This window comes from Desulfobacula toluolica Tol2, from assembly GCF_000307105.1.
Classification (GTDB): Bacteria; Desulfobacterota; Desulfobacteria; order Desulfobacterales; family Desulfobacteraceae; genus Desulfobacula; species Desulfobacula toluolica.
The window spans coordinates 2,407,328-2,434,244 of record NC_018645.1; the positions used below are offsets into that span (position 1 = coordinate 2,407,328).

At 43.7% G+C, this 26,917-nt stretch carries 34 protein-coding genes and 2 pseudogenes; 27 read left to right on the forward strand and 9 right to left on the reverse strand.

What is annotated here, in order from left to right:
- The first annotated feature begins 52 nt into the window (after positions 1–52).
- From TOL2_RS24885 to TOL2_RS11060, 3 genes are all read left to right on the forward strand, one after another.
- Entirely contained in the window at positions 53–217 is a 165-nt protein-coding gene (locus TOL2_RS24885; protein ID WP_158406100.1) for a hypothetical protein, read from the forward strand.
- 115 nt (positions 218–332) lie between these two features.
- On the forward strand, positions 333–677 hold the full coding sequence (locus tag TOL2_RS11055) for a type II toxin-antitoxin system RelE/ParE family toxin (RefSeq protein WP_041279438.1): 345 nt from the start codon (positions 333–335) through the stop codon (positions 675–677).
- A gap of 2 nt (positions 678–679) precedes the next feature.
- Positions 680–955: a helix-turn-helix domain-containing protein gene (locus TOL2_RS11060; protein WP_014957538.1), complete on the forward strand. Its 276-nt coding sequence runs from the start codon at positions 680–682 to the stop codon at positions 953–955.
- A gap of 304 nt (positions 956–1,259) precedes the next feature.
- Here TOL2_RS11060 and TOL2_RS25980 read toward each other — a convergent pair whose 3' ends face one another.
- The 3 genes from TOL2_RS25980 to ltrA (TOL2_RS11075) form a co-directional block, all read right to left on the reverse strand.
- Positions 1,260–1,523, reverse strand: a complete 264-nt coding sequence (locus TOL2_RS25980) for a type II toxin-antitoxin system RelE family toxin (protein ID WP_014957539.1) — start codon at positions 1,521–1,523, stop codon at positions 1,260–1,262.
- Positions 1,524–1,526: 3 nt separating this feature from the next.
- The gene (locus tag TOL2_RS11070; RefSeq protein WP_014957540.1) at positions 1,527–1,778 is read right to left on the reverse strand and encodes a type II toxin-antitoxin system Phd/YefM family antitoxin; all 252 of its coding nucleotides are present in this window, start codon (positions 1,776–1,778) and stop codon (positions 1,527–1,529) included.
- A 180-nt stretch (positions 1,779–1,958) separates the two neighbouring features.
- Entirely contained in the window at positions 1,959–3,299 is a 1,341-nt protein-coding gene (gene ltrA / locus TOL2_RS11075; RefSeq protein ID WP_014957541.1) for a group II intron reverse transcriptase/maturase, read from the reverse strand.
- Positions 3,300–3,701: 402 nt separating this feature from the next.
- On the opposite strand from ltrA (TOL2_RS11075), the gene TOL2_RS11080 reads away from it, so the two are divergent.
- Positions 3,702–3,893, forward strand: coding sequence for a hypothetical protein (locus TOL2_RS11080; RefSeq protein WP_014957532.1), 192 nt, complete (start codon positions 3,702–3,704; stop codon positions 3,891–3,893).
- On the opposite strand, the gene ltrA (TOL2_RS11085) is transcribed toward TOL2_RS11080, so the two are convergent.
- Complete coding sequence (gene ltrA, locus TOL2_RS11085; protein WP_014957509.1) at positions 3,890–5,230, reverse strand: group II intron reverse transcriptase/maturase; 1,341 nt, start codon at positions 5,228–5,230, stop codon at positions 3,890–3,892. The two genes, TOL2_RS11080 and ltrA (TOL2_RS11085), sit on opposite strands and share 4 nt — an antisense overlap.
- A gap of 402 nt (positions 5,231–5,632) precedes the next feature.
- Here ltrA (TOL2_RS11085) and TOL2_RS25160 point away from each other — a divergent pair, with 402 nt between their 5' ends.
- The 12 genes and pseudogenes from TOL2_RS25160 (at position 5,633) to TOL2_RS25985 (ending at position 14,641) form a co-directional block, all read left to right on the forward strand.
- Positions 5,633–5,773: a hypothetical protein gene (locus TOL2_RS25160; RefSeq protein ID WP_173391125.1), complete on the forward strand. Its 141-nt coding sequence runs from the start codon at positions 5,633–5,635 to the stop codon at positions 5,771–5,773.
- 241 nt (positions 5,774–6,014) lie between these two features.
- Entirely contained in the window at positions 6,015–6,269 is a 255-nt protein-coding gene (locus tag TOL2_RS11095) for a type II toxin-antitoxin system Phd/YefM family antitoxin (protein ID WP_014957542.1), read from the forward strand.
- On the forward strand, positions 6,266–6,685 hold the full coding sequence (locus TOL2_RS11100; RefSeq protein WP_014957543.1) for a type II toxin-antitoxin system VapC family toxin: 420 nt from the start codon (positions 6,266–6,268) through the stop codon (positions 6,683–6,685). Before TOL2_RS11095 ends, TOL2_RS11100 begins: the two co-directional genes overlap by 4 nt.
- A 61-nt stretch (positions 6,686–6,746) precedes the next feature.
- Positions 6,747–7,912, forward strand: a pseudogene (locus TOL2_RS11110) (IS3 family transposase).
- 551 nt (positions 7,913–8,463) lie between these two features.
- Positions 8,464–10,071 (forward strand): IS1634 family transposase, encoded by a 1,608-nt coding sequence (locus TOL2_RS11115; RefSeq protein WP_014957546.1) that lies wholly within the window; start codon positions 8,464–8,466, stop codon positions 10,069–10,071.
- 75 nt (positions 10,072–10,146) lie between these two features.
- Entirely contained in the window at positions 10,147–10,479 is a 333-nt protein-coding gene (tnpA, locus tag TOL2_RS11120) for an IS66 family insertion sequence element accessory protein TnpA (RefSeq protein ID WP_014957547.1), read from the forward strand.
- On the forward strand, positions 10,476–10,832 hold the full coding sequence (gene tnpB, locus TOL2_RS11125) for an IS66 family insertion sequence element accessory protein TnpB (protein WP_083863578.1): 357 nt from the start codon (positions 10,476–10,478) through the stop codon (positions 10,830–10,832). The genes tnpA (TOL2_RS11120) and tnpB (TOL2_RS11125) overlap by 4 nt, the downstream gene beginning before the upstream one ends.
- 45 nt (positions 10,833–10,877) lie before the next feature.
- On the forward strand, positions 10,878–12,461 hold the full coding sequence (tnpC, locus tag TOL2_RS11130) for an IS66 family transposase (RefSeq protein WP_014957549.1): 1,584 nt from the start codon (positions 10,878–10,880) through the stop codon (positions 12,459–12,461).
- Between the two features lie 143 nt (positions 12,462–12,604).
- On the forward strand, positions 12,605–12,808 hold the full coding sequence (locus tag TOL2_RS11135; RefSeq protein ID WP_014957550.1) for a hypothetical protein: 204 nt from the start codon (positions 12,605–12,607) through the stop codon (positions 12,806–12,808).
- Between the two features lie 122 nt (positions 12,809–12,930).
- Entirely contained in the window at positions 12,931–13,929 is a 999-nt protein-coding gene (locus TOL2_RS11140; protein ID WP_014957551.1) for a hypothetical protein, read from the forward strand.
- A 175-nt stretch (positions 13,930–14,104) separates the two neighbouring features.
- Positions 14,105–14,371 (forward strand): DUF4160 domain-containing protein, encoded by a 267-nt coding sequence (locus TOL2_RS11145; RefSeq protein WP_014957552.1) that lies wholly within the window; start codon positions 14,105–14,107, stop codon positions 14,369–14,371.
- A gap of 12 nt (positions 14,372–14,383) precedes the next feature.
- Positions 14,384–14,641: a DUF2442 domain-containing protein gene (locus TOL2_RS25985; RefSeq protein ID WP_041279440.1), complete on the forward strand. Its 258-nt coding sequence runs from the start codon at positions 14,384–14,386 to the stop codon at positions 14,639–14,641.
- Positions 14,642–14,769: 128 nt separating this feature from the next.
- Here TOL2_RS25985 and ltrA (TOL2_RS11155) read toward each other — a convergent pair whose 3' ends face one another.
- Positions 14,770–16,110 (reverse strand): group II intron reverse transcriptase/maturase, encoded by a 1,341-nt coding sequence (gene ltrA / locus TOL2_RS11155; protein ID WP_014957509.1) that lies wholly within the window; start codon positions 16,108–16,110, stop codon positions 14,770–14,772.
- 402 nt (positions 16,111–16,512) lie between these two features.
- Between ltrA (TOL2_RS11155) and TOL2_RS24135 the strand changes: the two genes are divergently transcribed.
- From TOL2_RS24135 to TOL2_RS11185, 7 genes and pseudogenes are all read left to right on the forward strand, one after another.
- The gene (locus tag TOL2_RS24135) at positions 16,513–16,773 is read left to right on the forward strand and encodes a hypothetical protein (RefSeq protein WP_014957553.1); all 261 of its coding nucleotides are present in this window, start codon (positions 16,513–16,515) and stop codon (positions 16,771–16,773) included.
- 108 nt (positions 16,774–16,881) lie between these two features.
- A complete protein-coding gene (locus tag TOL2_RS11165) occupies positions 16,882–17,280 on the forward strand; it encodes a hypothetical protein (protein WP_014957554.1) in 399 nt (132 codons plus the stop codon).
- Between the two features lie 17 nt (positions 17,281–17,297).
- Positions 17,298–17,447, forward strand: a pseudogene (gene tnpB, locus TOL2_RS25990) (IS66 family insertion sequence element accessory protein TnpB); the annotation flags it as partial.
- The gene (tnpB, locus tag TOL2_RS25490) at positions 17,383–17,634 is read left to right on the forward strand and encodes an IS66 family insertion sequence element accessory protein TnpB (protein ID WP_408605416.1); all 252 of its coding nucleotides are present in this window, start codon (positions 17,383–17,385) and stop codon (positions 17,632–17,634) included. The pseudogene tnpB (TOL2_RS25990) and the gene tnpB (TOL2_RS25490), both read left to right, overlap by 65 nt.
- 156 nt (positions 17,635–17,790) lie before the next feature.
- The gene (gene tnpC / locus TOL2_RS11175) at positions 17,791–19,413 is read left to right on the forward strand and encodes an IS66 family transposase (protein WP_014957556.1); all 1,623 of its coding nucleotides are present in this window, start codon (positions 17,791–17,793) and stop codon (positions 19,411–19,413) included.
- A 273-nt stretch (positions 19,414–19,686) separates the two neighbouring features.
- Entirely contained in the window at positions 19,687–20,040 is a 354-nt protein-coding gene (locus TOL2_RS11180) for a type II toxin-antitoxin system RelE/ParE family toxin (protein ID WP_014957557.1), read from the forward strand.
- Positions 20,033–20,311, forward strand: a complete 279-nt coding sequence (locus TOL2_RS11185; RefSeq protein ID WP_014957558.1) for a helix-turn-helix domain-containing protein — start codon at positions 20,033–20,035, stop codon at positions 20,309–20,311. Before TOL2_RS11180 ends, TOL2_RS11185 begins: the two co-directional genes overlap by 8 nt.
- 98 nt (positions 20,312–20,409) lie before the next feature.
- Here TOL2_RS11185 and ltrA (TOL2_RS11190) read toward each other — a convergent pair whose 3' ends face one another.
- The gene (gene ltrA, locus TOL2_RS11190; protein WP_014957559.1) at positions 20,410–21,615 is read right to left on the reverse strand and encodes a group II intron reverse transcriptase/maturase; all 1,206 of its coding nucleotides are present in this window, start codon (positions 21,613–21,615) and stop codon (positions 20,410–20,412) included.
- Between the two features lie 98 nt (positions 21,616–21,713).
- Here ltrA (TOL2_RS11190) and tnpA (TOL2_RS11195) point away from each other — a divergent pair, with 98 nt between their 5' ends.
- The 4 genes from tnpA (TOL2_RS11195) to TOL2_RS24890 all read left to right on the forward strand — a co-directional run bounded on the left by tnpA (TOL2_RS11195) (position 21,714) and on the right by TOL2_RS24890 (position 24,680).
- Positions 21,714–22,034 (forward strand): IS66 family insertion sequence element accessory protein TnpA, encoded by a 321-nt coding sequence (gene tnpA / locus TOL2_RS11195; RefSeq protein ID WP_014956142.1) that lies wholly within the window; start codon positions 21,714–21,716, stop codon positions 22,032–22,034.
- Entirely contained in the window at positions 22,031–22,378 is a 348-nt protein-coding gene (gene tnpB / locus TOL2_RS11200) for an IS66 family insertion sequence element accessory protein TnpB (RefSeq protein WP_014956143.1), read from the forward strand. The genes tnpA (TOL2_RS11195) and tnpB (TOL2_RS11200) overlap by 4 nt, the downstream gene beginning before the upstream one ends.
- Before the next feature lie 44 nt (positions 22,379–22,422).
- Complete coding sequence (gene tnpC, locus TOL2_RS11205) at positions 22,423–23,955, forward strand: IS66 family transposase (RefSeq protein WP_014956144.1); 1,533 nt, start codon at positions 22,423–22,425, stop codon at positions 23,953–23,955.
- Positions 23,956–24,515: 560 nt separating this feature from the next.
- On the forward strand, positions 24,516–24,680 hold the full coding sequence (locus tag TOL2_RS24890; RefSeq protein ID WP_158406101.1) for a hypothetical protein: 165 nt from the start codon (positions 24,516–24,518) through the stop codon (positions 24,678–24,680).
- Positions 24,681–24,758: 78 nt separating this feature from the next.
- Here TOL2_RS24890 and TOL2_RS11215 read toward each other — a convergent pair whose 3' ends face one another.
- The 3 genes from TOL2_RS11215 to ltrA (TOL2_RS11225) all read right to left on the reverse strand — a co-directional run bounded on the left by TOL2_RS11215 (position 24,759) and on the right by ltrA (TOL2_RS11225) (position 26,915).
- Positions 24,759–25,094 carry a type II toxin-antitoxin system PemK/MazF family toxin gene (locus tag TOL2_RS11215; RefSeq protein WP_083863581.1) on the reverse strand — a complete coding sequence of 112 codons (336 nt, stop codon included), beginning with the start codon at positions 25,092–25,094 and terminating at the stop codon, positions 24,759–24,761.
- On the reverse strand, positions 25,075–25,347 hold the full coding sequence (locus tag TOL2_RS11220) for an AbrB/MazE/SpoVT family DNA-binding domain-containing protein (protein ID WP_014957561.1): 273 nt from the start codon (positions 25,345–25,347) through the stop codon (positions 25,075–25,077). The genes TOL2_RS11215 and TOL2_RS11220 overlap by 20 nt, the downstream gene beginning before the upstream one ends.
- A 227-nt stretch (positions 25,348–25,574) precedes the next feature.
- Positions 25,575–26,915: a group II intron reverse transcriptase/maturase gene (gene ltrA / locus TOL2_RS11225; RefSeq protein ID WP_014957509.1), complete on the reverse strand. Its 1,341-nt coding sequence runs from the start codon at positions 26,913–26,915 to the stop codon at positions 25,575–25,577.
- Positions 26,916–26,917 lie beyond the last annotated feature (2 nt).

The following is a 26,917-nucleotide window of genomic DNA, read 5'->3' on the forward strand; positions in this document are numbered from 1 at the left end:
GAAGCCACTGCCTTCCGGAGTACCGTCACCGGGACCCCGTTGTGATAACACTATGCCCTTCGCCTCCATCTGGCTGGGCTTGGGACTTGCCTTGACTTCCATAAAGGAAGATGCAGGCTCACCCTTAAGACGTGTGCCGTGCCCGGCACACAACAGGCGGGTGAACCGGACAGCAAGGGTCTCCTTCTTTTTAAAGGTTGAAAAAACTTTTGAATGATGTGTTTTTAATCAACTTTTTGGAAACCCTTGCTGCCCGTTACCCAAGCGTTCTCTTTTAATCGTCAAATTTTAATATGCTTGACTAAGTTCACATATTTGTATACTTTATATTTATGAGATTGATATCATTTTACAAGACCACCTCAGGCAAATGTCCCGTTGAAGATCACTTGGAATCACTCTCAGATACTCAGGTCACCAAAATTACTTGGGTTCTGAAATTAATACGAGAAACACAAAACATCTCAACCAAATATTTTAAGAAACTGGTCAACACAGATGATATATGGGAAGTAAGAGTTAGTGTTGGAAAGAATATTTTCCGCCTTCTTGGTTTTATACAGGATCAAGAATTAATAATTTTGACAAATTCTTTTCAAAAGAAAACTCAGAAAACCCCAAGGAAAGAAATTAAATTGGCAGAAAATAGAAAGAAAGATTATTTGAGCAGGAGGTAATTATGGATGACCTTGATAAATATATTGAGAAAAGAAAAAAAGAGAGTCCTGCATTTGCTCAAAACTATGATAAGGGCTATGAGCAGTTCAAAATTGGCGCTCTTCTTAAACAGGCTCGACTTGATGCAGGGCTTACTCAAGCACAAGTAGCAAATAAATTAAAAACTGGCAAATCTGCAATTTCAAGAATTGAGAATCATGCTGAAGATATTCGTCTGTCAACTCTTGTAAACTATGCACAAGCTTTGGGAAAGAGCCTAAAATTAGAAGTGGCATAATCAAACACAAGAGAACAGGCGGGTGAACCGGACAGCAAGGGTCTCCTTCTTTTTAAAGGTTAAAAAACTTTTAAATGATGTGCTTTCAATCGACTTTTTTGGAAACCCTTGCTGCCCGTTACCCAAGCGTTATAATACTTGACGTTTGGAAAAAACAGCTACCGACATAAAGCGGGACAGTTTGAACAGATTGATGAGAATCTTCCAGCGAGTAAGCCTCAGAAACAAGGATTCCAGAAAATCCTTATTCTACGGAGTGTACCGGCTTAAAATGGTAGACGAAAAAACTACCAAGCTCAATGCATCAAAGACCTTTGTAAATATCTTTTCTGTGCCCAACTTTTACAATCAGAATGACTAATTTGTCATCATGAATCTCATATATTATACGATAATCTCCGCTTCGAATCTTATGAAAAGAATTATTCCCTTTCATCTTTGTGGTATTTGGCTCCGGCAAATTCTGACCAAGAGCCTCTATCTTTTTTTTTATGCGGACCAAATCCCTTTTGGGAAATTTCTTCATATTTTTCAATACCACAGGTCGAAACTCTATAGAATATGTCATAAATCAAAGCCCCAATTGCTTCCAGACTTCTTCGGCGGGAATATTATTTCCAGGTTCTGCAAGAGCCCGTTTGGCATCTTCAATATCAATATGGTCTTCAATTTGTTGAAGCAGTTCAAGCTCATCAATAGAAATCAAAGCAGCAACATCTTGGCCTCTGCGTGTCAGAACTATAGGTTCATTTCCATAAGCTACTTTGTTAACAATATCAGCAAAATTTTTTCTTGCATCGGCTGTAGAAACTTTAGTGGTCATTTTACACCTCCAATTGTGTACTTTATGTATATAGCGTACAACAGGTACTTCACAATGTCAATCATAGGCGAAAAAGTAAAAACCGTATTATATCGGGATAGGACCCCCCATCACTGAGGAGCCCTCCCACACCACCGGACATACGGATCGCGTATCCGGCGGTTCGGCTGATCAGGCAGATTAGTTCCCGGGCAGAAATAATCCAAGAGAAAGGAAATATTTGTTTGGCAGAGCCATGACAACCCATTTAACCCTGCTCATGCGCCAGTGTTTCTTGCGGGAATTTCCGCAAGTGACGGCATATTGAAACGGTATGCCTCGTTTAAGCAGGTTCCGGATTTTCGTTCCGGGATTTTTCCACTGTTTCCATACAACACATCTCAAGCGGCGGATAATCCAGCCGTTCAAGGACTTGAATATGTGTCTTGCTTCGGTGAGACAGTAATAATTCCACCATCCCCTGATGTACATATTCAATTTATCAATGATCTGGGGAAGACTTAGACCACAGTTCCGGTTTGTTAATTCTCGAACCCTTTCTTTGAAGCTCTCGATTGTTTTCCGGTGTATGCGGATCTTGGTCTTGCCGCACATACTGATAAATGTGTAGCCGAGAAATTTGTCCAGCCATGGTCGGCTGACCTTGCTTTTCTCTTCATTGACCTTGAGCCTGAGCTTTACGGTTATAAACCGTGTAACACTTTTCATAACACGTTCGGCCGCTTTCTTGCTCTTGAGATATATGACAAAGTCATCAGCGTATCTGACAAATTTATGCCCTCTTTTCTCCAACTCTTTATCCAGTTCATCCAAAACGATATTTGAAATCACTGGTGAAAGAGGGCCGCCTTGAGGAGTTCCTTCAGCGGCAGATACAACCACCCCGTCGATCATGACACCGGCTGTTAAGTAACTTCGGATAAGCTTGAGAACCCGCTTATCCTTTATTCTTTCAGCCAGACGGCTCATGAGGCGGTCATGGTTCACTCTGTCGAAAAATTTGGAAAGATCCATATTAACAGAGTGTGTATATCCTGAGAGCAGATAAACTTTGCCTTGGAGTATGGCATCATGCTGGGATCTTCCAGGTCTGAATCCATGACTGGACTCAGAAAAATGCGGGTCCCATATTTGCTGCAATATCTCGCTGACGGCTTGCTGGATCAAACGATCCAAAACTGTTGGAATGCCGAGCAGTCTTACTCCGCCATCGGGTTTAGGAATTTCTTTCCTTTTCACCGGTAATGGCTTGTAGTTTCCCTGCAGCAACTTTCCCTTAACTTTGGGCCAGTGGCGTCTGAGGTAACCCGGTAGTTGATCAACGGTCATGTTGTCGATTCCAGGTGCCCCTTTGTTGCTACGGACCCTTTTTAATGCTCTGAACATGTTTCCCCTTTCAAGGATAAATTCCATGAGTCGGGAACTTTCTGTCGGACTTTCGGTGATCTGTAACGCTGTGAACATTTCCATCTGCTGTGGCAATATGTCCATAAGTATACACCTCCTATTTGTCTCTATCATTTACCCGTACCATTCGGTCCGGGCACCGTTCGGGCCTTCACCGGGGTGAGTCCTCCGTGGAATTCACGGCTCGTTTTCCTGCGGCTACTATGCCCTCTGCTGACTTCTTCCATGCGGTCGGAGCAGGTTACCCTGCCCTCAGCCAATTTCTGCCGCACGCGGCATCCCAGGGCAGCATGGAAGATCTCCCGGGGTAAAACACACGTCTTTCAATACGTGGGTGCCGAGTATACGGACATTGCCTATAATGGATAGAGGACTTTACCTTGTGTTGCAGGCTCGTCCCGCAAATGCACGCCTAACTCGATTTCTGTACGTCACCCCGTACTTTTGTGCCACTCCGCCTCGGCGAAGCCACTGCCTTCCGGAGTACCGTCACCGGGACCCCGTTGTGATAACACTATGCCCTTCGCCTCCATCTGGCTGGGCTTGGGACTTGCCTTGACTTCCATAAAGGAAGATGCAGGCTCACCCTTAAGACGTGTGCCGTGCCCGGCACACATCGGGATAGGACCCCCCATCACTGAGGAGCCCTCCCACACCACCGGACATACGGATCGCGTATCCGGCGGTTCGGCTGATCAGGCAGATTAGTTCCCGGGCAGAAATAATCCAAGAGAAAGGAAATATTTGTTTGGCAGAGCCATGACAACCCATTTAACCCTGCTCATGCGCCAGTGTTTCTTGCGGGAATTTCCGCAAGTGACGGCATATTGAAACGGTATGCCTCGTTTAAGCAGGTTCCGGATTTTCGTTCCGGGATTTTTCCACTGTTTCCATACAACACATCTCAAGCGGCGGATAATCCAGCCGTTCAAGGACTTGAATATGTGTCTTGCTTCGGTGAGACAGTAATAATTCCACCATCCCCTGATGTACATATTCAATTTATCAATGATCTGGGGAAGACTTAGACCACAGTTCCGGTTTGTTAATTCTCGAACCCTTTCTTTGAAGCGCTCGATTGTTTTCCGGTGTATGCGGATCTTGGTCTTGCCGCACATACTGATAAATGTGTAGCCGAGAAATTTGTCCAGCCATGGTCGGCTGACCTTGCTTTTCTCTTCATTGACCTTGAGCCTGAGCTTTACGGTTATAAACCGTGTAACACTTTTCATAACACGTTCGGCCGCTTTCTTGCTCTTGAGATATATGACAAAGTCATCAGCGTATCTGACAAATTTATGCCCTCTTTTCTCCAACTCTTTATCCAGTTCATCCAAAACGATATTTGAGATCACTGGTGAAAGAGGGCCGCCTTGAGGAGTTCCTTCAGCGGCAGATACAACCACCCCGTCGATCATGACACCGGCTGTTAAGTAACTTCGGATAAGCTTGAGAACCCGCTTATCCTTTATTCTTTCAGCCAGACGGCTCATGAGGCGGTCATGGTTCACTCTGTCGAAAAATTTGGAAAGATCCATATTAACAGAGTGTGTATATCCTGAGAGCAGATAAACTTTGCCTTGGAGTATGGCATCATGCTGGGATCTTCCAGGTCTGAATCCATGACTGGACTCAGAAAAATGCGGGTCCCATATTTGCTGCAATATCTCGCTGACGGCTTGCTGGATCAAACGATCCAAAACTGTTGGAATGCCGAGCAGTCTTACTCCGCCATCGGGTTTAGGAATTTCTTTCCTTTTCACCGGTAATGGCTTGTAGTTTCCCTGCAGCAACTTTCCCTTAACTTTGGGCCAGTGGCGTCTGAGGTAACCCGGTAGTTGATCAACGGTCATGTTGTCGATTCCAGGTGCCCCTTTGTTGCTACGGACCCTTTTTAATGCTCTGAACATGTTTCCCCTTTCAAGGATAAACTCCATGAGTCGGGAACTTTCTGTCGGACTTTCGGTGATCTGTAACGCTGTGAACATTTCCATCTGCTGTGGCAATATGTCCATAAGTATACACCTCCTATTTGTCTCTATCATTTACCCGTACCATTCGGTCCGGGCACCGTTCGGGCCTTCACCGGGGTGAGTCCTCCGTGGAATTCACGGCTCGTTTTCCTGCGGCTACTATGCCCTCTGCTGACTTCTTCCATGCGGTCGGAGCAGGTTACCCTGCCCTCAGCCAATTTCTGCCGCACGCGGCATCCCAGGGCAGCATGGAAGATCTCCCGGGGTAAAACACACGTCTTTCAATACGTGGGTGCCGAGTATACGGACATTGCCTATAATGGATAGAGGACTTTACCTTGTGTTGCAGGCTCGTCCCGCAAATGCACGCCTAACTCGATTTCTGTACGTCACCCCGTACTTTTGTGCCACTCCGCCTCGGCGAAGCCACTGCCTTCCGGAGTACCGTCACCGGGACCCCGTTGTGATAACACTATGCCCTTCGCCTCCATCTGGCTGGGCTTGGGACTTGCCTTGACTTCCATAAAGGAAGATGCAGGCTCACCCTTAAGACGTGTGCCGTGCCCGGCACACAACCAGCGGGTGAACCGGACGTCAAGGGTCTCCTTTTTTTAAAGGTTAAAAAAATTTTGAAGCGATGTGTTTTTATTTAACTTTTTTGGCAACCCTTGGCGCCCGTTACCCCAACGTTGGCAAGTGACAATCTTCATCTCACCTTGTCCAAGCTATTGAACAATAAGATTTGTTGCCATTCCAAGTCTTTTTATTCAAAGCTCAACAATGTTGTTGACACAATAACGTTTGTCAGTTATTGTTTAGACAGTCTAGCCTAAAAATAACAAATAGAGGTGTGATCATGATTGAAAACTATTGGCAACTTCAAGATGCAAAAAACAAATTTAGCAATCTTGTTGAAACTGCGCAGCAGAAAGGTCCTCAAATTGTAACCAAACATGGTAAAGAGGCTGTAGTTATTCTTTCAATTAAAGAATATAAAAGGTTAACCAAACCCAAAATAAATTTGGTTCAATTTTTTAAAAATTCTCCTCTTGCAGAAGAAATGATTGAATTTTCGAGAAACAAAGATATTCCGAGAGATGTCGACTTATGAACTACTTATTAGACACATGTGTTATCTCAGAATTAATAAAAAAACAGCCAAACCCAAAAGTGGTTCAATGGATATCAAATATTGAAGAAGCAAGCTTATTCATAAGTGTACTCACAATAGGTGAACTTCATAAAGGAATAGAGAAATTACCAGAGAGCAAGAAAAAAAATAGACTTCACAAATGGGTTACTTATGACCTAAAAAAACGGTTTGAAAATAAAATTATTGACTTTGATCTCCAAACAGCAACTATTTGGGGTAAAATTCAAGCCAATTCAGAATTATTGGGCCAGACATTACCCGCTATTGATGCTCTTATTGCTTCTACAGGAATATCGCATGGCCTTATTGTTGTAACAAGGAATACTAAGGACATGGAAATCAGTGGGGTAGACTTGCTTAATCCCTGGTTATGAAATATTCATTGTCACTGTTTATAGTGGACCCCGAAAACTGGACAATGTGTTAAGATAAAATATAACAGTCCAGAAAGGGGATATTTTGAAACGAAAAAACTACAGTAAAGAATTAAAAAGCAAGGTCGCATTGGCAGCCATAAAAGGAAATCAAACTGTCAATGAGATAGCCTCTGAGTTCGGCATTCATGCTAGTCTTGTAAATCGGTGGAAAAAGGAAGCCATAGAAGCCCTGCCATTGGTTTTTGGCAATAGCAAGGCAAAACAAACCAAAGAAGCCGAAATTGAGCGAGACCGTCTTTATCAAACGGTTGGTAAACTCCAGGTTGAACTGGATTGGTTAAAAAAAAACACCGGACACCTTTAATGAGTATTGAAGAAAAAAAACAGCGAATTCAATCCAAGCACTCTAAAATCAGTATTCAAAGGCAATGTGAGTTGATAGGACTGCCTCGTTCCAGCTATTACCGTGAAAGCCGGGGGGAACAGGAAACGCCTGAAAATCTTGAGCTAATGAAACTCATTGACATTGAATATACTGATCATCCGTTCTATGGTACCCGCCAAATGCGCAATATTATGAGACGCAAAGGATATAAGATTAACCGAAAACGGGTTCAGCGATTGATGCGGAAAATGGGAATTCAATCCATTGCACCGAAGCCGAATACCAGTAAGGCTCATCCCCAAAATAAAGTGTATCCATATCTTTTGAGAACTTTTGATGTAACCAGATCAAATCAGGTGTGGTCTACGGATATAACCTATATCCCACTTTCTGGTGGTTTCGTTTATTTGACGGCGGTCATGGACTGGCATAGTCGTTATGTCCTCTCTTGGGAACTTTCTATAACCATGGACAAGGAATTTTGTATATCCTCTCTGGAAATGGCACTGCGATGTCATGGGACCCCCTATATATTCAACACGGATCAAGGATCTCAATACACAAGTCACGAGTTTACAAAAGTATTGAAATATAAGGACATTAAAATCAGTATGGATGGGAAAGGCCGGTGTATGGACAATATTTTCATAGAACGGCTATGGCGCAGCGTGAAATATGAAGAAATTTATGTAAACGAATTTCAATCCGTTGAGCAGCTGCGCAAGTCCTTGAAAAAATATTTCAATTTTTACAACCATGAACGACCTCACCAGAGTTTTAACGGGCAAACGCCAGCCGAAATATATTATGGTAAAAATCAGTTGAGGTTGGTGGGATGATGAAAACGATGTACCGAAAAACCCGCTCCAGCGGAAACCAACACCTTCCGACGGGCAGATTTTGGGGTGCCCATTCTCAGGGCCTGGTTTCCACTTCCGCTAGTCGCCGAAGCAAATCTGAACGCCGAACCGTGACACAGAATTACGAACATTTTCAAAATGGAAAATGACGCTTAAATTGAATGAAAAACTGTCTTGACATTGGGGTCCACTATAGTTATTCGATAAAAAAAACTCATACAGTCATGGAAATTGCCAACCAGCGTGTGAACCGGACAGCAAGGGTCTCCTTCTTTTAAAGGTTAAAAAAACTTTTGAATGATGTGCTTTCAATTAGCTTTTTTGACAACCCTTGCTGCCCGTTACCCCAACGTGGGTGTAAATCACGGTTGTTGTGTAAGCGATCAGTAAACCCTATCTTTTAACCTGAGTTCCCGGAAAGTTGTAACGAGCATTACTCATAAGTAGTTAAAAATAAATAATATATATGATTTTCCTTGCATTTTTACTCGTTACGTTTTATGTTGTTGTAACGAGGAAGGAGAAATTATATGACAGCCATCGTGTATCAAACCAATAAAAAGACCGGGGTCACCTACGCTTACGAGTCGATCTCATACTGGGATAAAGAAAAGCAACAGTCCCGGGCAAAACGCAAATGCATTGGCCGGGTAGACCCAGAGACAAAAAAGGTCGTTCCCACCCGTAAAAAGAAACAACGTGTAGTTGAAGAAAAGGCCAAACGGGGTCCAGCGCCTATCACAGCGTCAGCCCGTAGTTTTTATGGGGCTACTTATCTTTTTGACCGCATCGGAAAGAACACAGGAGTGATTGAAGATCTTAAGGCTTGCTTTCCTGATAGCTACCGTCAGATTTTATCCATTGCCTATTATCTGACCCTGGAGGATAAAAGTCCCCTGAGCCGTTTCCCCCGGTGGGCATCCATTCATCGGCATCCCTATGGTGATGTCATATCTTCCCAGAGAAGCAGTGAGTTGTTCGCATCTATCACCGAGGAAGCCAAGCAGCGTTTTTTTCGGCTTCAAGGAAAACGCAGGCTTGAGAAGGAGTTTATGGCCTATGACACCACGTCAGTTTCCAGCTATTCAAAATGCCTCCGACAAGTCCGCTACGGTAAAAACAAAGACCATGAGCATCTACCACAAATCAATTTGGCCCTGCTGTTCGGGCAACAATCCCGTCTGCCTTTTTATTATCGAAAGCTGGCTGGCAACATTTCCGACGTTAAAACTCTGAAAAAGCTACTGGCTGACATGAACACGCTTGGCTATAAAAAATTCAAGGTAGTTCTGGACCGTGGTTTCTACAGCGCTACTAACATCAATGACTTGTACAAACACCATATGAAATTCCTGATCGGAGCCAAATTGTCGTTAAAAGTTGTGAAAACACACCTTGATACTGTTCGGGATACGATGTGCAATTGGACCTATTACAGCCAGGATTACCAGCTTTATGCCTATTCATTGCCTATTGCCTGGAACTATGTCCAGGACCGTCCGTATAAAGGAGATAAAATCAAAGCAAATCGGCGAATGTATCTTCACCTGTACTATTCTCCGGAAAGAGCTTTAGAGGATGAAATAGCCTTCAACAATCGAATGGCCGATTTACAGAAAGAATTGGAAAGCGGCCAACGACATCCAGACCATGAAAAACAGTACGCCAAATATTTTGAGGTTAAAATCACTCCAATCCGAGGTACTAAAGTTGTTGCAATAGAAGAAGCGATGGCAGAGGCAAAACACAATTACGGTTATTTTACCCTTTTGAGCAATGAGATAAAGGATGCTGTCACGGCTCTGGAGATCTATCGGAATAAGGATTTGGTAGAAAAGGCCTTCGATAACCTTAAAGAGCGACTCAGCTTGCGCCGAGTAGCTGTTTCGTCAGAAAAAAGCCTGGATGGAAAAATCTTTGTGCAGTTCATAGCGCTCATCTTTTTATCTTATATCACAAAGAAAATGCAGGAGACCAACCTGTTCAAGAAGCATACACTACAGGGCGTTTTGGATGAGTTCGATATGATTGAATGCTTTGAGGTTCCAGGTCAGCAACTACAGGTCGGGGAAACAACTAAGCGCCAGATGGACCTATACACGAAATTAGACGTCACGCCACCCACCTCGTTACAATAAATCGGGAATTCAGGTTTTAATTGGATTCAGGACATGGGAAGATAACCCAAATCCAAATTCGAGGAGGGTTATAAAATGTCAGACAGGTCCAAAGAAGCCAACCGGAAGCGTACCCAATTCTGGAAGCACCATATAGAAGAATGGTCCAAATCAGAATTATCCCAGAATGCTTATTGTCGAGAAAATGGTTTAAAACCCAACCAGCTCACCTATTGGAAAAATAAATTCAAGCGCCAAAATCTCCCGGCAGAGTTTGCCCAGGTGTCGCCGGTGCAAATTGCTGAGCTGCTCAATTCCCGCAGAGAAAGACTTTTGCTGAATATCGACTCAGGATATCAGATTGAAATACCGGACGGTTTTTCCCATACGACATTGGCGCAGGTACTCCAGGTATTAAGAGGGGAATGATGTTTTCCCCTAAGCAGAATTTAAAAATCCATATTGCCCTTGGAAGTACGGATATGCGCAAATCCATTGACGGACTGTCCATTCTGGTCAGTGAAAAATTCAATCTGGACCCTTTTTCAGGGCACCTGTTTGTCTTCTGCAACCGGAAGCAGACCATATTGAAAATCCTGTATTGGGATCGCAATGGATTTTGCCTTTGGCACAAGCGATTGGAAAAGGATCGTTTTCAATGGCCCCGGTCAAAAGATGCGGTAATGACCATAGGGGCTCATGAACTTGCCTGGCTGATCGACGGCCTTTCAATTCATCAGAAAAAAGCTTATAAACCATTAAGATTTACTAGTGTTTTTTGATAGAAAAAAATATGAAAAACCGAGTGTTTATGCTATGTACAGTGCATGAATATCGAGGTTTTTGCAGACATAAATGATGTTGAAAAATTAAAAGAGAAAATCTTTTCTTTTGCCAAAGATTTTTCCAACAAAGAGCAGAATTATAAAGCGGAAATCAAAATTCTCAATGAGCAGATCAAAAGCCTTCAGGATAGACTTTTTGGTAAAAAAACAGAAAAAATTCATCGGGATGACGACCAGATTTATCTTTTTGAGATTCCCGAGCCTGAATGTTCAGTATCGGAAGAACCCGAGGAAATAACGGTTCCATCCCACAACCGGAAAAAAAAGGGGCGTAAGCCGCTGCCTGAAAACCTGCCGCAGGTTGAAGTTATCCATGACCTTACAGAAGAAGAAAAACTGTGCGGATGCGGGTGCATCAAATCCCGTTGTGGTCAGGAAATATCGGAACAACTTGAGATTATCCCTGCACAAATGAAGGTCATTAAAAATATCCGCTATAAATACGTCTGTAAAAATTGTGAGGGGGTTGAAGATGACGGTCCCACAATATCCATTGCCAGAATGCCAGAGCAGATGATTCCCAAAAGCATGGCAACACCGGGGCTGCTTGCTCATATTCTGACAGCCAAATTTGCAGATGCCCTGCCGTTTTACCGGCAGGAAAAACAATTCAACAGGATAGGCGTTGAACTTCCTCGGTCAACCATGTGCAGCTGGGCAATGAAGGTGGCCCAACAGTGTGAAATCCTAATGGAATTTATGCAGACTCAAATTCTCAAGAGCCCTGTGATTAATATTGATGAGACTACGGTTCAAGTGTTGAAAGTGACGAATCGGTCAAAATGCTATATGTGGGTGTTCAAGGGAGGGACACCGGATAAGCAGATTATCCTGTTCCAGTATCACCCCACACGATCCGGAGATGTTGCATCAGACTTTTTGAATGGATACCAGGGTATTGTTCAGACCGACGGCTATGGAGGATATGACTTCCTTGACAAGGCTTCCGGCATTATTCATGTTGGTTGCTGGATTCATTCTCGAAGAAAATTCGTGGCGGTGACCAAAGCCGCCGGTATCAAAAAAGGTGATCCTCCCACCGGTAATGCTTGCACTGCTTTGAAGTATATCAGCAAGCTCTACAAGATTGAAAAAGAAGCACGAGAGCTGGATTTGTCTGCTGAAGACCTTTACAAAAAAAGGCAGGAAGAAGCAGTGCCCATCCTCGATGAATTTAAAAAATGGTTGGATGCAAGAGTTGAAAAAATTCCGCCTAAAAGTCTTCTTGGCAAAGCAATCGGCTATACCCTTAACCAATGGCATCGTCTGATCCAGTATACTAAAGACGGTCGGGTCGGACCTGATAATAATGTGGTTGAAAATGCCATCAGACCTTTTGTTGTGGGTCGAAAAAACTGGTTGTTCAATTGCACCCCTGAAGGTGCAAGCGCTAGCGCCTGCATCTACAGCCTGATCGAAACCGCCAAGGCAAACGGTCTTGAACCTTACTGGTATCTTAAATACCTGTTTGAAAATTTACCTGAAGCCATGACGGCTGATGAATTTATTGCCTTGATGCCCCAGAATGTTGATAAAACCCTGCTTGAAGGTCCTCCGGCTAAATAATACCCTGTTTTTGCGTTATCGAAAAGGTGCGGTTAACTGATCGCTTACGTTGTTGTAGCAACAGTTAAAAAATCAAAAAGTCCGGGACATTCTCATTCCATTCTGTTAGGGAAAAATAGTATCCTTAACATAAAGAGGGCATCATGGAAAAAAACTGTTATAAAAAGATTATTGAAGAAGTCAGCAACAAATTGGCTCAAGAATTCATATCAAAAGAAAACAACTTGGAAAAACGAGCTACATTAATAGATAGAGATATCGCTGATATTGTTCAAGAGATTGGATTAAAAACATGTAAACAGGTTTTAGAAAAAACACGAGATGAAATAGTCAAAAAAAAAAGATAAATGGATTTTTCATTCATAGAAATCCAACCATAATATTCAACACAATCTTTGGCCGCACAGAGATATCGTCCCCTTATTTATGGAGACCTGGAAAAGATGCATCAAAGCCTGTAAATGATATTATGAAAATTTATCATCAAAGCAGGAGTGAAACCGTCATCCGAGCGTTAAGTGATTTTGGTATTGAAGAATCGTTTGCCCAAGCGGCGATTAGATTCAAAGAACACTATCATTACCACATCAGCCCAAGCACTGCTGCAAGATCGACTAAAAATACGGCTCAGCAAGCGATGGAGTACATAGAAGAAAAATTATCAAACGAACATGCCGAAAATCAAAAGGATAAGGAGCCTGTGGATAAAATGGTTGTAGAATTAGATGGCTGCGAGATTCGAACAGCTCGGTTTGTTCCTGGTGAAGACCTGAAAACTACATCTGTTTACAATAATCCTGTAAAAACCAAAAATATAAAATGGCGTGATGTTAGATTGGGTTTCGTAAAACCATTGAATTCAGAATCAAAGACATATACAGGCAAAATGGATTCATACCAGGCTGTTGTTGCTCAGATGCATAGCGCGGCAGTTCTAAATAATATGACATCAGCAACCCAGATAATAGGGATTGCAGATGGCGGTAATGGGCTCAGTGAAGAGTTGAAAAGACAATTTCCAACGATGCAATTCATTTTGGATAAATCACATCTCAAAGACCATTTTTATGAAACGGTCGAAGAACTCGGATTAAACCAAAAGGATCGACCGGGCTGGGTTAAACCAAGGATTAAAGCTATTTCTGAGGGAGATGTCGAAACTGTCATGAAAAAACTTGAAGAACAATATGAAAAAAATCAGAATGATCGTTTGAAACGTCTAATAGGGTACATCAAGCGATTCTATGACTCATTAAATTACGAAAATTTTAAATCTATGGGCTATCCGATAGGGTCTGGAGAAATAGAGAGTGCCCATAAATCAATTCCACAAAAAAGATTGAAATTTCCTGGGGCAACTTGGAACCCGAATTCAATAAATCCAATGCTTGCCTTGAGAATTTTGAGAGCCAATGATTGGTGGAATGAATTTTGGATGCAACGCGAAGATCAATTAATGGCGGCTTAACGAATAACTACAACAGGAGTGATTTACACCCCCCCAACGTTGTGCGATGCAATTATATGCTCAAATCAATAATGATCGGGCGACTACCGAATTGCATAAAGTTAAAAAAACTGCTATTCTTAATAAAATTAACTGATGTAAAAATTAAGAACAAAAAAAATTTAAAAAGATAATAATGCCTACGATATCAATGTTTTATGGAATCATTATACGAATGTATTTTGCTCCCGACGAGCATCCACCACCGCACTTTCATGTTTATTACGCTGAATACAAAGCAACAGTCGATATCCGCACATGTGAAATCATCGAAAGCAATCTTCCCAGAAAACAGAAGAGGCTTGTCATAGCATGGGCTGAATTGCACCAGGAAGAACTAATTGCAAACTGGCAATTGGTTATGAATGGAGAAAAACCATTCAATATTGAACCTCTTAAATAAGGAAATTATGTTGTGTATCCATCAGTAAAACAAGTTAAGCCCGGTAAAAATTACATTCTTTCAATAGTTTTTGATAACGGTGAGACTGGAATACTGGACATGAAACCGTTTCTTGACTTTGGAGTTTTTCGTAGCCTCAAGGATCATGAAATATTCCAACAAGTCAAAGTAAACTTTGATACAATTGAATGGCCATTCTCTATTGATCTTGATCCCGAATTTGTTTATCAGAAATGCCACAAAAGCCACTCAAATACGAGTTGCCAATAAAGGTAAAAAGTTCAAAAGAAAACACAGCCGTGGACGCACATCGGGATAGGACCCCCCATCACTGAGGAGCCCTCCCACACCACCGGACATACGGATCGCGTATCCGGCGGTTCGGCTGATCAGGCAGATTAGTTCCCGGGCAGAAATAATCCAAGAGAAAGGAAATATTTGTTTGGCAGAGCCATGACAACCCATTTAACCCTGCTCATGCGCCAGTGTTTCTTGCGGGAATTTCCGCAAGTGACGGCATATTGAAACGGTATGCCTCGTTTAAGCAGGTTCCGGATTTTCGTTCCGGGATTTTTCCACTGTTTCCATACAACACATCTCAAGCGGCGGATAATCCAGCCGTTCAAGGACTTGAATATGTGTCTTGCTTCGGTGAGACAGTAATAATTCCACCATCCCCTGATGTACATATTCAATTTATCAATGATCTGGGGAAGACTTAGACCACAGTTCCGGTTTGTTAATTCTCGAACCCTTTCTTTGAAGCGCTCGATTGTTTTCCGGTGTATGCGGATCTTGGTCTTGCCGCACATACTGATAAATGTGTAGCCGAGAAATTTGTCCAGCCATGGTCGGCTGACCTTGCTTTTCTCTTCATTGACCTTGAGCCTGAGCTTTACGGTTATAAACCGTGTAACACTTTTCATAACACGTTCGGCCGCTTTCTTGCTCTTGAGATATATGACAAAGTCATCAGCGTATCTGACAAATTTATGCCCTCTTTTCTCCAACTCTTTATCCAGTTCATCCAAAACGATATTTGAAATCACTGGTGAAAGAGGGCCGCCTTGAGGAGTTCCTTCAGCGGCAGATACAACCACCCCGTCGATCATGACACCGGCTGTTAAGTAACTTCGGATAAGCTTGAGAACCCGCTTATCCTTTATTCTTTCAGCCAGACGGCTCATGAGGCGGTCATGGTTCACTCTGTCGAAAAATTTGGAAAGATCCATATTAACAGAGTGTGTATATCCTGAGAGCAGATAAACTTTGCCTTGGAGTATGGCATCATGCTGGGATCTTCCAGGTCTGAATCCATGACTGGACTCAGAAAAATGCGGGTCCCATATTTGCTGCAATATCTCGCTGACGGCTTGCTGGATCAAACGATCCAAAACTGTTGGAATGCCGAGCAGTCTTACTCCGCCATCGGGTTTAGGAATTTCTTTCCTTTTCACCGGTAATGGCTTGTAGTTTCCCTGCAGCAACTTTCCCTTAACTTTGGGCCAGTGGCGTCTGAGGTAACCCGGTAGTTGATCAACGGTCATGTTGTCGATTCCAGGTGCCCCTTTGTTGCTACGGACCCTTTTTAATGCTCTGAACATGTTTCCCCTTTCAAGGATAAACTCCATGAGTCGGGAACTTTCTGTCGGACTTTCGGTGATCTGTAACGCTGTGAACATTTCCATCTGCTGTGGCAATATGTCCATAAGTATACACCTCCTATTTGTCTCTATCATTTACCCGTACCATTCGGTCCGGGCACCGTTCGGGCCTTCACCGGGGTGAGTCCTCCGTGGAATTCACGGCTCGTTTTCCTGCGGCTACTATGCCCTCTGCTGACTTCTTCCATGCGGTCGGAGCAGGTTACCCTGCCCTCAGCCAATTTCTGCCGCACGCGGCATCCCAGGGCAGCATGGAAGATCTCCCGGGGTAAAACACACGTCTTTCAATACGTGGGTGCCGAGTATACGGACATTGCCTATAATGGATAGAGGACTTTACCTTGTGTTGCAGGCTCGTCCCGCAAATGCACGCCTAACTCGATTTCTGTACGTCACCCCGTACTTTTGTGCCACTCCGCCTCGGCGAAGCCACTGCCTTCCGGAGTACCGTCACCGGGACCCCGTTGTGATAACACTATGCCCTTCGCCTCCATCTGGCTGGGCTTGGGACTTGCCTTGACTTCCATAAAGGAAGATGCAGGCTCACCCTTAAGACGTGTGCCGTGCCCGGCACACAACCAGCGGGTGAACCGGACAGCAAGGGTCTCCTTCTTTTTAAAGGTTGAAAAAACTTTTGAACGATGTGCTTTTAATCAACTTTATTGGAAACCCATGCTGCCCGTTACCCAAACGTTAGGTGTCAGGTGTAGTTTTATAAAAATTTGGAGTAAGGTTTGAGTGATAAAATAACTTGTTTGAATTGTGTCCTTTCGGTTGGCCTGCGTGAATTAATTTTAACAGGATGATAAATTTCGGTTCTAAACTTTATTATACGAGGAGGAACCGATGAAACCAGCGACATCATCAACCACAGATTCTGCACTGGAAGAAGTCAGACAACAGTTCAGTGAATGGCGCAGGACAAAAATTGGAAGAGAACGTATCCCGGAATTTTTATGGCAGTCAGCCATAGGTCTGTTTAATACCGGAGGGTACAGCCTGCATAAAATTTCCAAAACATTAAGATTGAACCACACAGATTTAAAAAAACATGTAAACAAAAACCTTGCCGTCCCACAAGAAAAGACACCTGCCTTTATTGATCTGGAACCGCCGGTATCTGATTCAGAATGTGTCATAGAGATGGAAAATATTTCCGGATCAAAGATGAGGATGTGCTTTCGGGGAAAGCCTGATCCGAATTTGATTGAACTGGGCAAATCCTTCTGGAGGAAACCGGCATGATTCAGGTCACCCCTCATATGAGGATATTTTTAGCCGTGGAACCGGTAGATTTCAGAAAAGGCATTGACACCTTGGCGGCATTATGCCGAACCACTTTAAAGTGTGATCCGTTTTCAGGATGTATGTTTGTGTTTCTTAATCGTCGAAGAACCGCCATCAAAATTTTATGCTACGACGGCCAGGGGATTCTGGATCTGTCAGAAACGTTTGTCCCAGGGGCGTTTCAAATGGTGGCCGAAAAAGGGCTGCGATACGACTCTGACCCTTGATGCCCATGAACTCCAGATGCTGCTGTGGAATGGAAATCCTTTTAATACCCAGACAGCTCCCATGTGGAGAAAAATTCCAGCATAATTTTTTTATTCAATCTGGATTTTTTTGCATACGCTTCAATTGAAAGTGTGCTATATGCAGTTGTCATGGAAAACGACAGCATACTTACATACTGTGGCAAAAATGTAATAAAAAAGATATTGGGTTTACCACACCCATCAACGGAATGACTTGGTCATGAAAAAGATCCAGTTAACTCAGGAGGAGGTTGATGCCCTTTTGGAAAGGGTAAAGGCTAATAATCTCACCAACGGAGATTATGATATCATTAAATCCATGGCTGATGCTGTCACGATTTTAAGCCAGGCTCTTAATAAAAAAGCAACCTCTATAAAACGGCTGTTGACCATGCTGCTTGGTGCAAAGACTGAAAAAAAGGATAAGGTGTTGAAAAACACCACCACTACGAATAACAATAACACCACCGCCAACAATAATGATAAATCTAAAAAGGGTACTGCAGCAAAACCCGGTTCAAATAAGAAAAAAGCGGGACATGGCCGAATACCGGCTTGTGACTACACAGGAGCCGACAGGGTCTCCATATCCCATGATAAGCTCAAGCACAAAGATCCATGTCCCTTATGTCCAAATGGTAAACTTTACAAAATCAAAGATCCCGGTGTTGCGATCAGGATCAACGGTCAGGCACTCTTGAATGCAACCGTGTATGAACTGGAGAAACTGCGCTGTAACCTGTGTGGAGAAGTCTTTACAGCAGCAGCTCCGGATAACACCACCGGAAAACAGTATGATGAAACTGCCAAAGCCATGATCGCCCTTTTAAAGTACGGCTGCGGTTTTCCCTGGTACCGCCTGGCAGGTCTTCAGAAAAGCCTGGGTATTCCTGTTCCGGCATCCATCCTGTGGGAAAATGCAGAATCATCAGCAGACCACATCTATCCTGCATTTGATGAACTCATGCGGCAAGCGGCCCAGGGCAACGTCTTCCAAAATGATGACACCACCATGAAAATCCTGGATTTGATCAAGGAAAACCAGTTTTTGGATAAAAAGGAACGTACTGGAATTTTTACCTCCGGCATCATCTCAGTTTTAGATGATGATAAATGGATCGCCCTTTTTTTCACGGGCCGCTGCCATGCCGGTGAAAATATTGCATCCCTTTATGACCTGAGGAATAAAGAAAAGCCTCCACCGCTTCAGATGTGCGATACCCTCTCCAGGAACATGTCTTCCGAGTTTAAAATTATTCTCATCCATTGCATGGTCCATGCCCGCCGAAATTTTGTCGATGTGGTGACAGCCTTTCCGGATGAATGCCGTCATGTCATTGAAATCCTGGCCAAGGTCTATGAAACTGATGCCATTGCAAAAACCGAACGGATGAGCCCGGAAGAGCGGCTGACATATCACCAGACTCACAGCGGTCCCAAAATGAAAGCGTTACGAACTTGGCTGGACAAGCAGATTAATGAAAAGCTGGTTGAACCCAATTCCGGTATAGGCAATGCCATTGCCTATATGCGAAAACACTGGACAGAACTCACCCAATTTCTAAGGGTTCCCGGCGCACCGCTTGATAATAATATCTGCGAACAGGCCTTGAAACGCAGTATTCTTAACCGAAAAAATGCTCTGTTTTACAAAACTCAGCACGGAGCTTACATCGGAGATATGTTCATGAGCCTTATTCATACCTGCAGTTTAATGAAGGTCAATCCCTTTAATTATCTGGTGGCCCTTCAAAAATATTCTGCCCGGGTGTTTAAAAATCCCTCCCAATGGATGCCCTGGAACTATGAGACAGCTGCAACTCTTGCGGCACAGTCGGCCTGAATTCAGCTGGCTTCTAATCAATTTGGGGTTCATGGTTCACAGCCTCTGGACAAATTCATGCTGAAGGTCATGCTGTATTTAGAACCATTGGTAACATACCCGTAAATAAATTTCACGCAGGCTCACCGAAAGGACACAAACCCTTGCTGCCCGTTACCCAAGCGTTGGCTGTGCGAGTGAGCTTTATTTTGGGCTGTAGAATGAAAATAGTGTCAAAAAACCTCTTAAATTTATTGCGCTTGATATTTGTACCAATTATGGTACACTTTAGACATGAATTTAAATATCATCTTACAGGTTGTATTTTATCGAACTAACGCAGGTTCAGAACCGGTAAGGGAATGGTTAAAAGGTTTGGACAAAGAGGAACGTAAAATAATCGGAGAGGATATTAAAACTGTTCAACTTGGTTGGCCTTTGGGTATGCCCTTGGTTCGAAAGCTTGATAAAGGATTGTGGGAAGTTCGCATCCAACTGAACAGAAAAATAGCAAGAGTTCTCTTTACTACCTACGAGGGAATGATGATTTTGTTGCATGGGTTTGTTAAGAAATCACAAAAAACCCCGACCAATGATTTAAAACTTGCCAAGCAACGTATGGCGACATTAGGAGGTCGAAATGGATAAACATATCGGAAGCAATTTTGATGATTTTTTGGAAGACGAAGGGATTTTGCCTGAAACTGAGGCTGTGGCTGTAAAGCGCGTAATTGCATATCAAGTCTCTCTGATAATGGAAAAAAAACAAATATCAAAAGCGGCTATGGCAAGGCAAATGAAAACTAGTCGGTCAGCGCTGGAAAGACTCCTTGATCCTAAAAACACATCTATTACTCTTCAAACATTAGAGCGTGCTGCGCATGTGATCGGTAAACGGTTGCGCATTGAATTTGCATAGCATATAGCCATCGGGATAGGACCCCCCATCACTGAGGAGCCCTCCCACACCACCGGACATACGGATCGCGTATCCGGCGGTTCGGCTGATCAGGCAGATTAGTTCCCGGGCAGAAATAATCCAAGAGAAAGGAAATATTTGTTTGGCAGAGCCATGACAACCCATTTAACCCTGCTCATGCGCCAGTGTTTCTTGCGGGAATTTCCGCAAGTGACGGCATATTGAAACGGTATGCCTCGTTTAAGCAGGTTCCGGATTTTCGTTCCGGGATTTTTCCACTGTTTCCATACAACACATCTCAAGCGGCGGATAATCCAGCCGTTCAAGGACTTGAATATGTGTCTTGCTTCGGTGAGACAGTAATAATTCCACCATCCCCTGATGTACATATTCAATTTATCAATGATCTGGGGAAGACTTAGACCACAGTTCCGGTTTGTTAATTCTCGAACCCTTTCTTTGAAGCGCTCGATTGTTTTCCGGTGTATGCGGATCTTGGTCTTGCCGCACATACTGATAAATGTGTAGCCGAGAAATTTGTCCAGCCATGGTCGGCTGACCTTGCTTTTCTCTTCATTGACCTTGAGCCTGAGCTTTACGGTTATAAACCGTGTAACACTTTTCATAACACGTTCGGCCGCTTTCTTGCTCTTGAGATATATGACAAAGTCATCAGCGTATCTGACAAATTTATGCCCTCTTTTCTCCAACTCTTTATCCAGTTCATCCAAAACGATATTTGAGATCACTGGTGAAAGAGGGCCGCCTTGAGGAGTTCCTTCAGCGGCAGATACAACCACCCCGTCGATCATGACACCGGCTGTTAAGTAACTTCGGATAAGCTTGAGAACCCGCTTATCCTTTATTCTTTCAGCCAGACGGCTCATGAGGCGGTCATGGTTCACTCTGTCGAAAAATTTGGAAAGATCCATATTAACAGAGTGTGTATATCCTGAGAGCAGATAAACTTTGCCTTGGAGTATGGCATCATGCTGGGATCTTCCAGGTCTGAATCCATGACTGGACTCAGAAAAATGCGGGTCCCATATTTGCTGCAATATCTCGCTGACGGCTTGCTGGATCAAACGATCCAAAACTGTTGGAATGCCGAGCAGTCTTACTCCGCCATCGGGTTTAGGAATTTCTTTCCTTTTCACCGGTAATGGCTTGTAGTTTCCCTGCAGCAACTTTCCCTTAACTTTGGGCCAGTGGCGTCTGAGGTAACCCGGTAGTTGATCAACGGTCATGTTGTCGATTCCAGGTGCCCCTTTGTTGCTACGGACCCTTTTTAATGCTCTGAACATGTTTCCCCTTTCAAGGATAAACGTAAGCGGTAATTAAACCCCATCTACTAAGGCCTCCAGATTTCGCTTAATATCTCTTCTCAAAAAGGAGGTGTGTATTGAGCAAATCGTGGAAGAAAATAAACGAAGAAAAGGCAATATTCTGGAAAACACATATCGATCAATGGACTGAATCCCGCCTGTCCCAAATAGAGTACTGCCGCCAGAATGGCCTGAGGCCGAACAGGTTCACCTATTGGAAGATTAAATTCGGTAAACCAAATCAGCCCACAGGACTGGTTCAGGTTCCTGTGCCGACTCACTTTTGTCAAGCAGGGCTAAAACTGAATATAGGCCGGGAACTGCAAGTGGAAATCCCTGACGGTTTTAAGAAAGAAACCCTTGAGCAGGTGCTTTCTGTATTGAAGGCTGTCCAATGATGAATTTTCCGTCAGACACCAAGGTCTATCTATTCTTAGGCGCAACGGATATGCGCAAAGCTATTAACGGATTGTCCGTCATTGTCAGTGAACAGATGCAACTTGACATATTTTCCTCCAACTTGTTTGTATTCTGCAACCGGACGCAGACCATTTTAAAAATTTTATACTGGGATAAAAATGGCTTCTGTATGTGGCAGAAACGTCTTGAAAAAGACCGTTTCAAGTGGCCGAAAACATCTGACGATGTCATGAATATTACCAGTCGAGAGTTGTCCTGGTTAGTTGACGGCCTGAATATAAATCAGGCACATAAACCCTTGAAATATTCCATGATTTATTGATGTTAAAACTATGAAAAAGCCCGTGGTTATGGTATATACAGTCCATGACTAAAGGCAAGGTAAAAGGTAATCGGAATCTGGATGAAGTGAAGAAAATTGCTTGTGATTTGATTGATGAGAATCAAATCCTTAAAGAGCAGGTTAAATCACTTCAGAATATGATCTTTGGTCGCAAATCAGAGAAAACGCCTAAAGATGACGGGCAAATGTCTCTGTTCGATATGCCTGAACCCGAACTTCCTATCCTGGAAAAAGAGGAGGAAGACGTAACGATTGGTGAACATACCCGTAAAAAACGTGGCCGCAAGCCTTTACCCGCCGATCTTCCCCGTATAGATGTTATACATGAACTCAGCGAGGATGAAAGACAGTGCAACTGCGGTTGCCTTAAGGAACGCATCGGCCAGGAAGAGTCAGAACAACTGGACTATATCCCTGCCAAAGTAAGGGTACTTCGAAACATCCGGTATAAATACGCCTGCAAAAATTGTGAAGGTGTGGAAGACGACGGCCCCACCGTGTCAATTGCCAGGATGCCTGAACAGATTATCCCCAAAAGCATTGCTACCCCGGGCCTTCTGGCACATATTCTGACCGCAAAATTTGCAGATGCCCTGCCGTTTTACCGTCAGGAAAAGCAATTTACCAGGATCGGTATTGAACTTGGCCGGTCGACCATGTGTACATGGGCCATGAAAGTCGCTGACGCCTGTGATATTCTAATCGACATGATGCAAAAGGACATACTGGCAAGCCCGATGATTGGTGCTGATGAAACACCTCTTCTGGTCTTAAAGGGCCCCCGGAAATCAAAATCATATATGTGGATTTTTAGAGGTGGTCCGCCTGATATGCCAATTATTCAATTCCAATATCATCCGACACGATCCGGAGATGTTGCCGCATCATTTTTGAATGGATACAAAGGCATTGTTCAGACGGATGGCTATAAAGGATATGATTTTCTGGACAAAATAACAGATATCATTCATGTGGCATGCTGGACTCACGCCCGCAGGGGATTTAAAAATGTAACAAAAGCTGCAGGGAATAAAAAGAGTTCGTCGGGCAATGCCGGCACCGCTTTAAAGTATATCAGTCTGCTTTATAAAATTGAAAAAGAAGCCCGGGTGCAGGAATTAACGCCTGACCAATTATATGCTCGGAGGCAAAAAGAAGCGGTTCCAATTTTAGAAGAGTTCAAGAAATGGCTTGATGCAAGAGTGGAAAAAGTTCCTCCCAAAAGTCTGCTTGGCAAGGCGATCCATTATACTCTCAACCAATGGCACAGGCTCATCCAATACACGACCGACGGAATCATCAGGCCTGATAACAATCTGGTTGAAAATGCCATCCGACCTTTTGTGGTCGGACGAAAGAATTGGCTTTTCTCGGACACCGTTAAGGGTGCCCGGGCCAGTGCACTGATTTACAGCTTGATTGAAACAGCCAAATCAAATGGGCTGGAGCCATATTGGTATCTCAAATATCTGTTTGAACACTTGCCTGAGGCTATGACGGAAGATGATTTTAAGGCGTTGCTTCCATACAATGTCGATAAAAAACAGTTGGCTTGACCTTCCGCCCCCTGAGTGGGGTTAAAACATCGCTTACGGATAAACTCCATGAGTCGGGAACTTTCTGTCGGACTTTCGGTGATCTGTAACGCTGTGAACATTTCCATCTGCTGTGGCAATATGTCCATAAGTATACACCTCCTATTTGTCTCTATCATTTACCCGTACCATTCGGTCCGGGCACCGTTCGGGCCTTCACCGGGGTGAGTCCTCCGTGGAATTCACGGCTCGTTTTCCTGCGGCTACTATGCCCTCTGCTGACTTCTTCCATGCGGTCGGAGCAGGTTACCCTGCCCTCAGCCAATTTCTGCCGCACGCGGCATCCCAGGGCAGCATGGAAGATCTCCCGGGGTAAAACACACGTCTTTCAATACGTGGGTGCCGAGTATACGGACATTGCCTATAATGGATAGAGGACTTTACCTTGTGTTGCAGGCTCGTCCCGCAAATGCACGCCTAACTCGATTTCTGTACGTCACCCCGTACTTTTGTGCCACTCCGCCTCGGCGAAGCCACTGCCTTCCGGAGTACCGTCACCGGGACCCCGTTGTGATAACACTATGCCCTTCGCCTCCATCTGGCTGGGCTTGGGACTTGCCTTGACTTCCATAAAGGAAGATGCAGGCTCACCCTTAAGACGTGTGCCGTGCCCGGCACACAACCAGCGGGTGAACCGGACAGCAAGGGTCTCCTTCTTTTTAAAGGTTGAAAAAACTTTTGAATGATGTGCTTTCAATCAACTTTATTGGAAACCCTTGCTGCCCGTTACCCAAACGTTGGGAGAAATTCAACAAAGGAAAGGATTATTCCCCATACATATCAGTTATGAGCTTTCGCAATTGAGCGGATTTGGTATTAGACAATTTGTCAATTTTCTTTTTAAGTCGTTGCTTGCTAATAGTTCGGATTTGGTCAACCGCAATTTCAGATTTTTTATTCACGCATTTAATCTGAAGCCGGGTTCTCCATTGTGGATGCAATTTTGAGGTTAATGGGCATACGACAACAGTTTCTAAATGCGTATTCATTTCATCTTGGCTAATTATGACAACAGGACGTACTTTTTTTATTTCACTACCTATAGTTTGATTGAGATCAGCAAAATATATTTCATACCTTTTAATATTCAAAGTCCTCATCCTCCAAGCCGTCAAAAACTGTAGTGTCAAAATCGTCCCAGTCTTCCTTTTCATTAGCCATGGCTTTATATGTATCTTCCCAAGAAAGTTTACAGTCATCTTTTTTGCGGAGAAGCAGCCCTCTGTCTGTTTCTTCAAGCAACAGAGTATTCGAAAGATCATATTTCTGCAGGAGTGCTTTTGGTATGCGAACTCCCTTTGAGTTCCCGATCGGAACCAGTTTAATATCTCTTGAGCGTATTTGCTTTTCCATCCTATCAACTCCTTAATTTACAGTTATTTATGTATGTATTGTAATTACATTGCTCCAAGAAATCAAGAGCGTAAAAAAATAATCATATCGTGTGACATTATGTATATTATTTGCATGATACGAGACCACCAGTACCCCATCGGGATAGGACCCCCCATCACTGAGGAGCCCTCCCACACCACCGGACATACGGATCGCGTATCCGGCGGTTCGGCTGATCAGGCAGATTAGTTCCCGGGCAGAAATAATCCAAGAGAAAGGAAATATTTGTTTGGCAGAGCCATGACAACCCATTTAACCCTGCTCATGCGCCAGTGTTTCTTGCGGGAATTTCCGCAAGTGACGGCATATTGAAACGGTATGCCTCGTTTAAGCAGGTTCCGGATTTTCGTTCCGGGATTTTTCCACTGTTTCCATACAACACATCTCAAGCGGCGGATAATCCAGCCGTTCAAGGACTTGAATATGTGTCTTGCTTCGGTGAGACAGTAATAATTCCACCATCCCCTGATGTACATATTCAATTTATCAATGATCTGGGGAAGACTTAGACCACAGTTCCGGTTTGTTAATTCTCGAACCCTTTCTTTGAAGCGCTCGATTGTTTTCCGGTGTATGCGGATCTTGGTCTTGCCGCACATACTGATAAATGTGTAGCCGAGAAATTTGTCCAGCCATGGTCGGCTGACCTTGCTTTTCTCTTCATTGACCTTGAGCCTGAGCTTTACGGTTATAAACCGTGTAACACTTTTCATAACACGTTCGGCCGCTTTCTTGCTCTTGAGATATATGACAAAGTCATCAGCGTATCTGACAAATTTATGCCCTCTTTTCTCCAACTCTTTATCCAGTTCATCCAAAACGATATTTGAAATCACTGGTGAAAGAGGGCCGCCTTGAGGAGTTCCTTCAGCGGCAGATACAACCACCCCGTCGATCATGACACCGGCTGTTAAGTAACTTCGGATAAGCTTGAGAACCCGCTTATCCTTTATTCTTTCAGCCAGACGGCTCATGAGGCGGTCATGGTTCACTCTGTCGAAAAATTTGGAAAGATCCATATTAACAGAGTGTGTATATCCTGAGAGCAGATAAACTTTGCCTTGGAGTATGGCATCATGCTGGGATCTTCCAGGTCTGAATCCATGACTGGACTCAGAAAAATGCGGGTCCCATATTTGCTGCAATATCTCGCTGACGGCTTGCTGGATCAAACGATCCAAAACTGTTGGAATGCCGAGCAGTCTTACTCCGCCATCGGGTTTAGGAATTTCTTTCCTTTTCACCGGTAATGGCTTGTAGTTTCCCTGCAGCAACTTTCCCTTAACTTTGGGCCAGTGGCGTCTGAGGTAACCCGGTAGTTGATCAACGGTCATGTTGTCGATTCCAGGTGCCCCTTTGTTGCTACGGACCCTTTTTAATGCTCTGAACATGTTTCCCCTTTCAAGGATAAATTCCATGAGTCGGGAACTTTCTGTCGGACTTTCGGTGATCTGTAACGCTGTGAACATTTCCATCTGCTGTGGCAATATGTCCATAAGTATACACCTCCTATTTGTCTCTATCATTT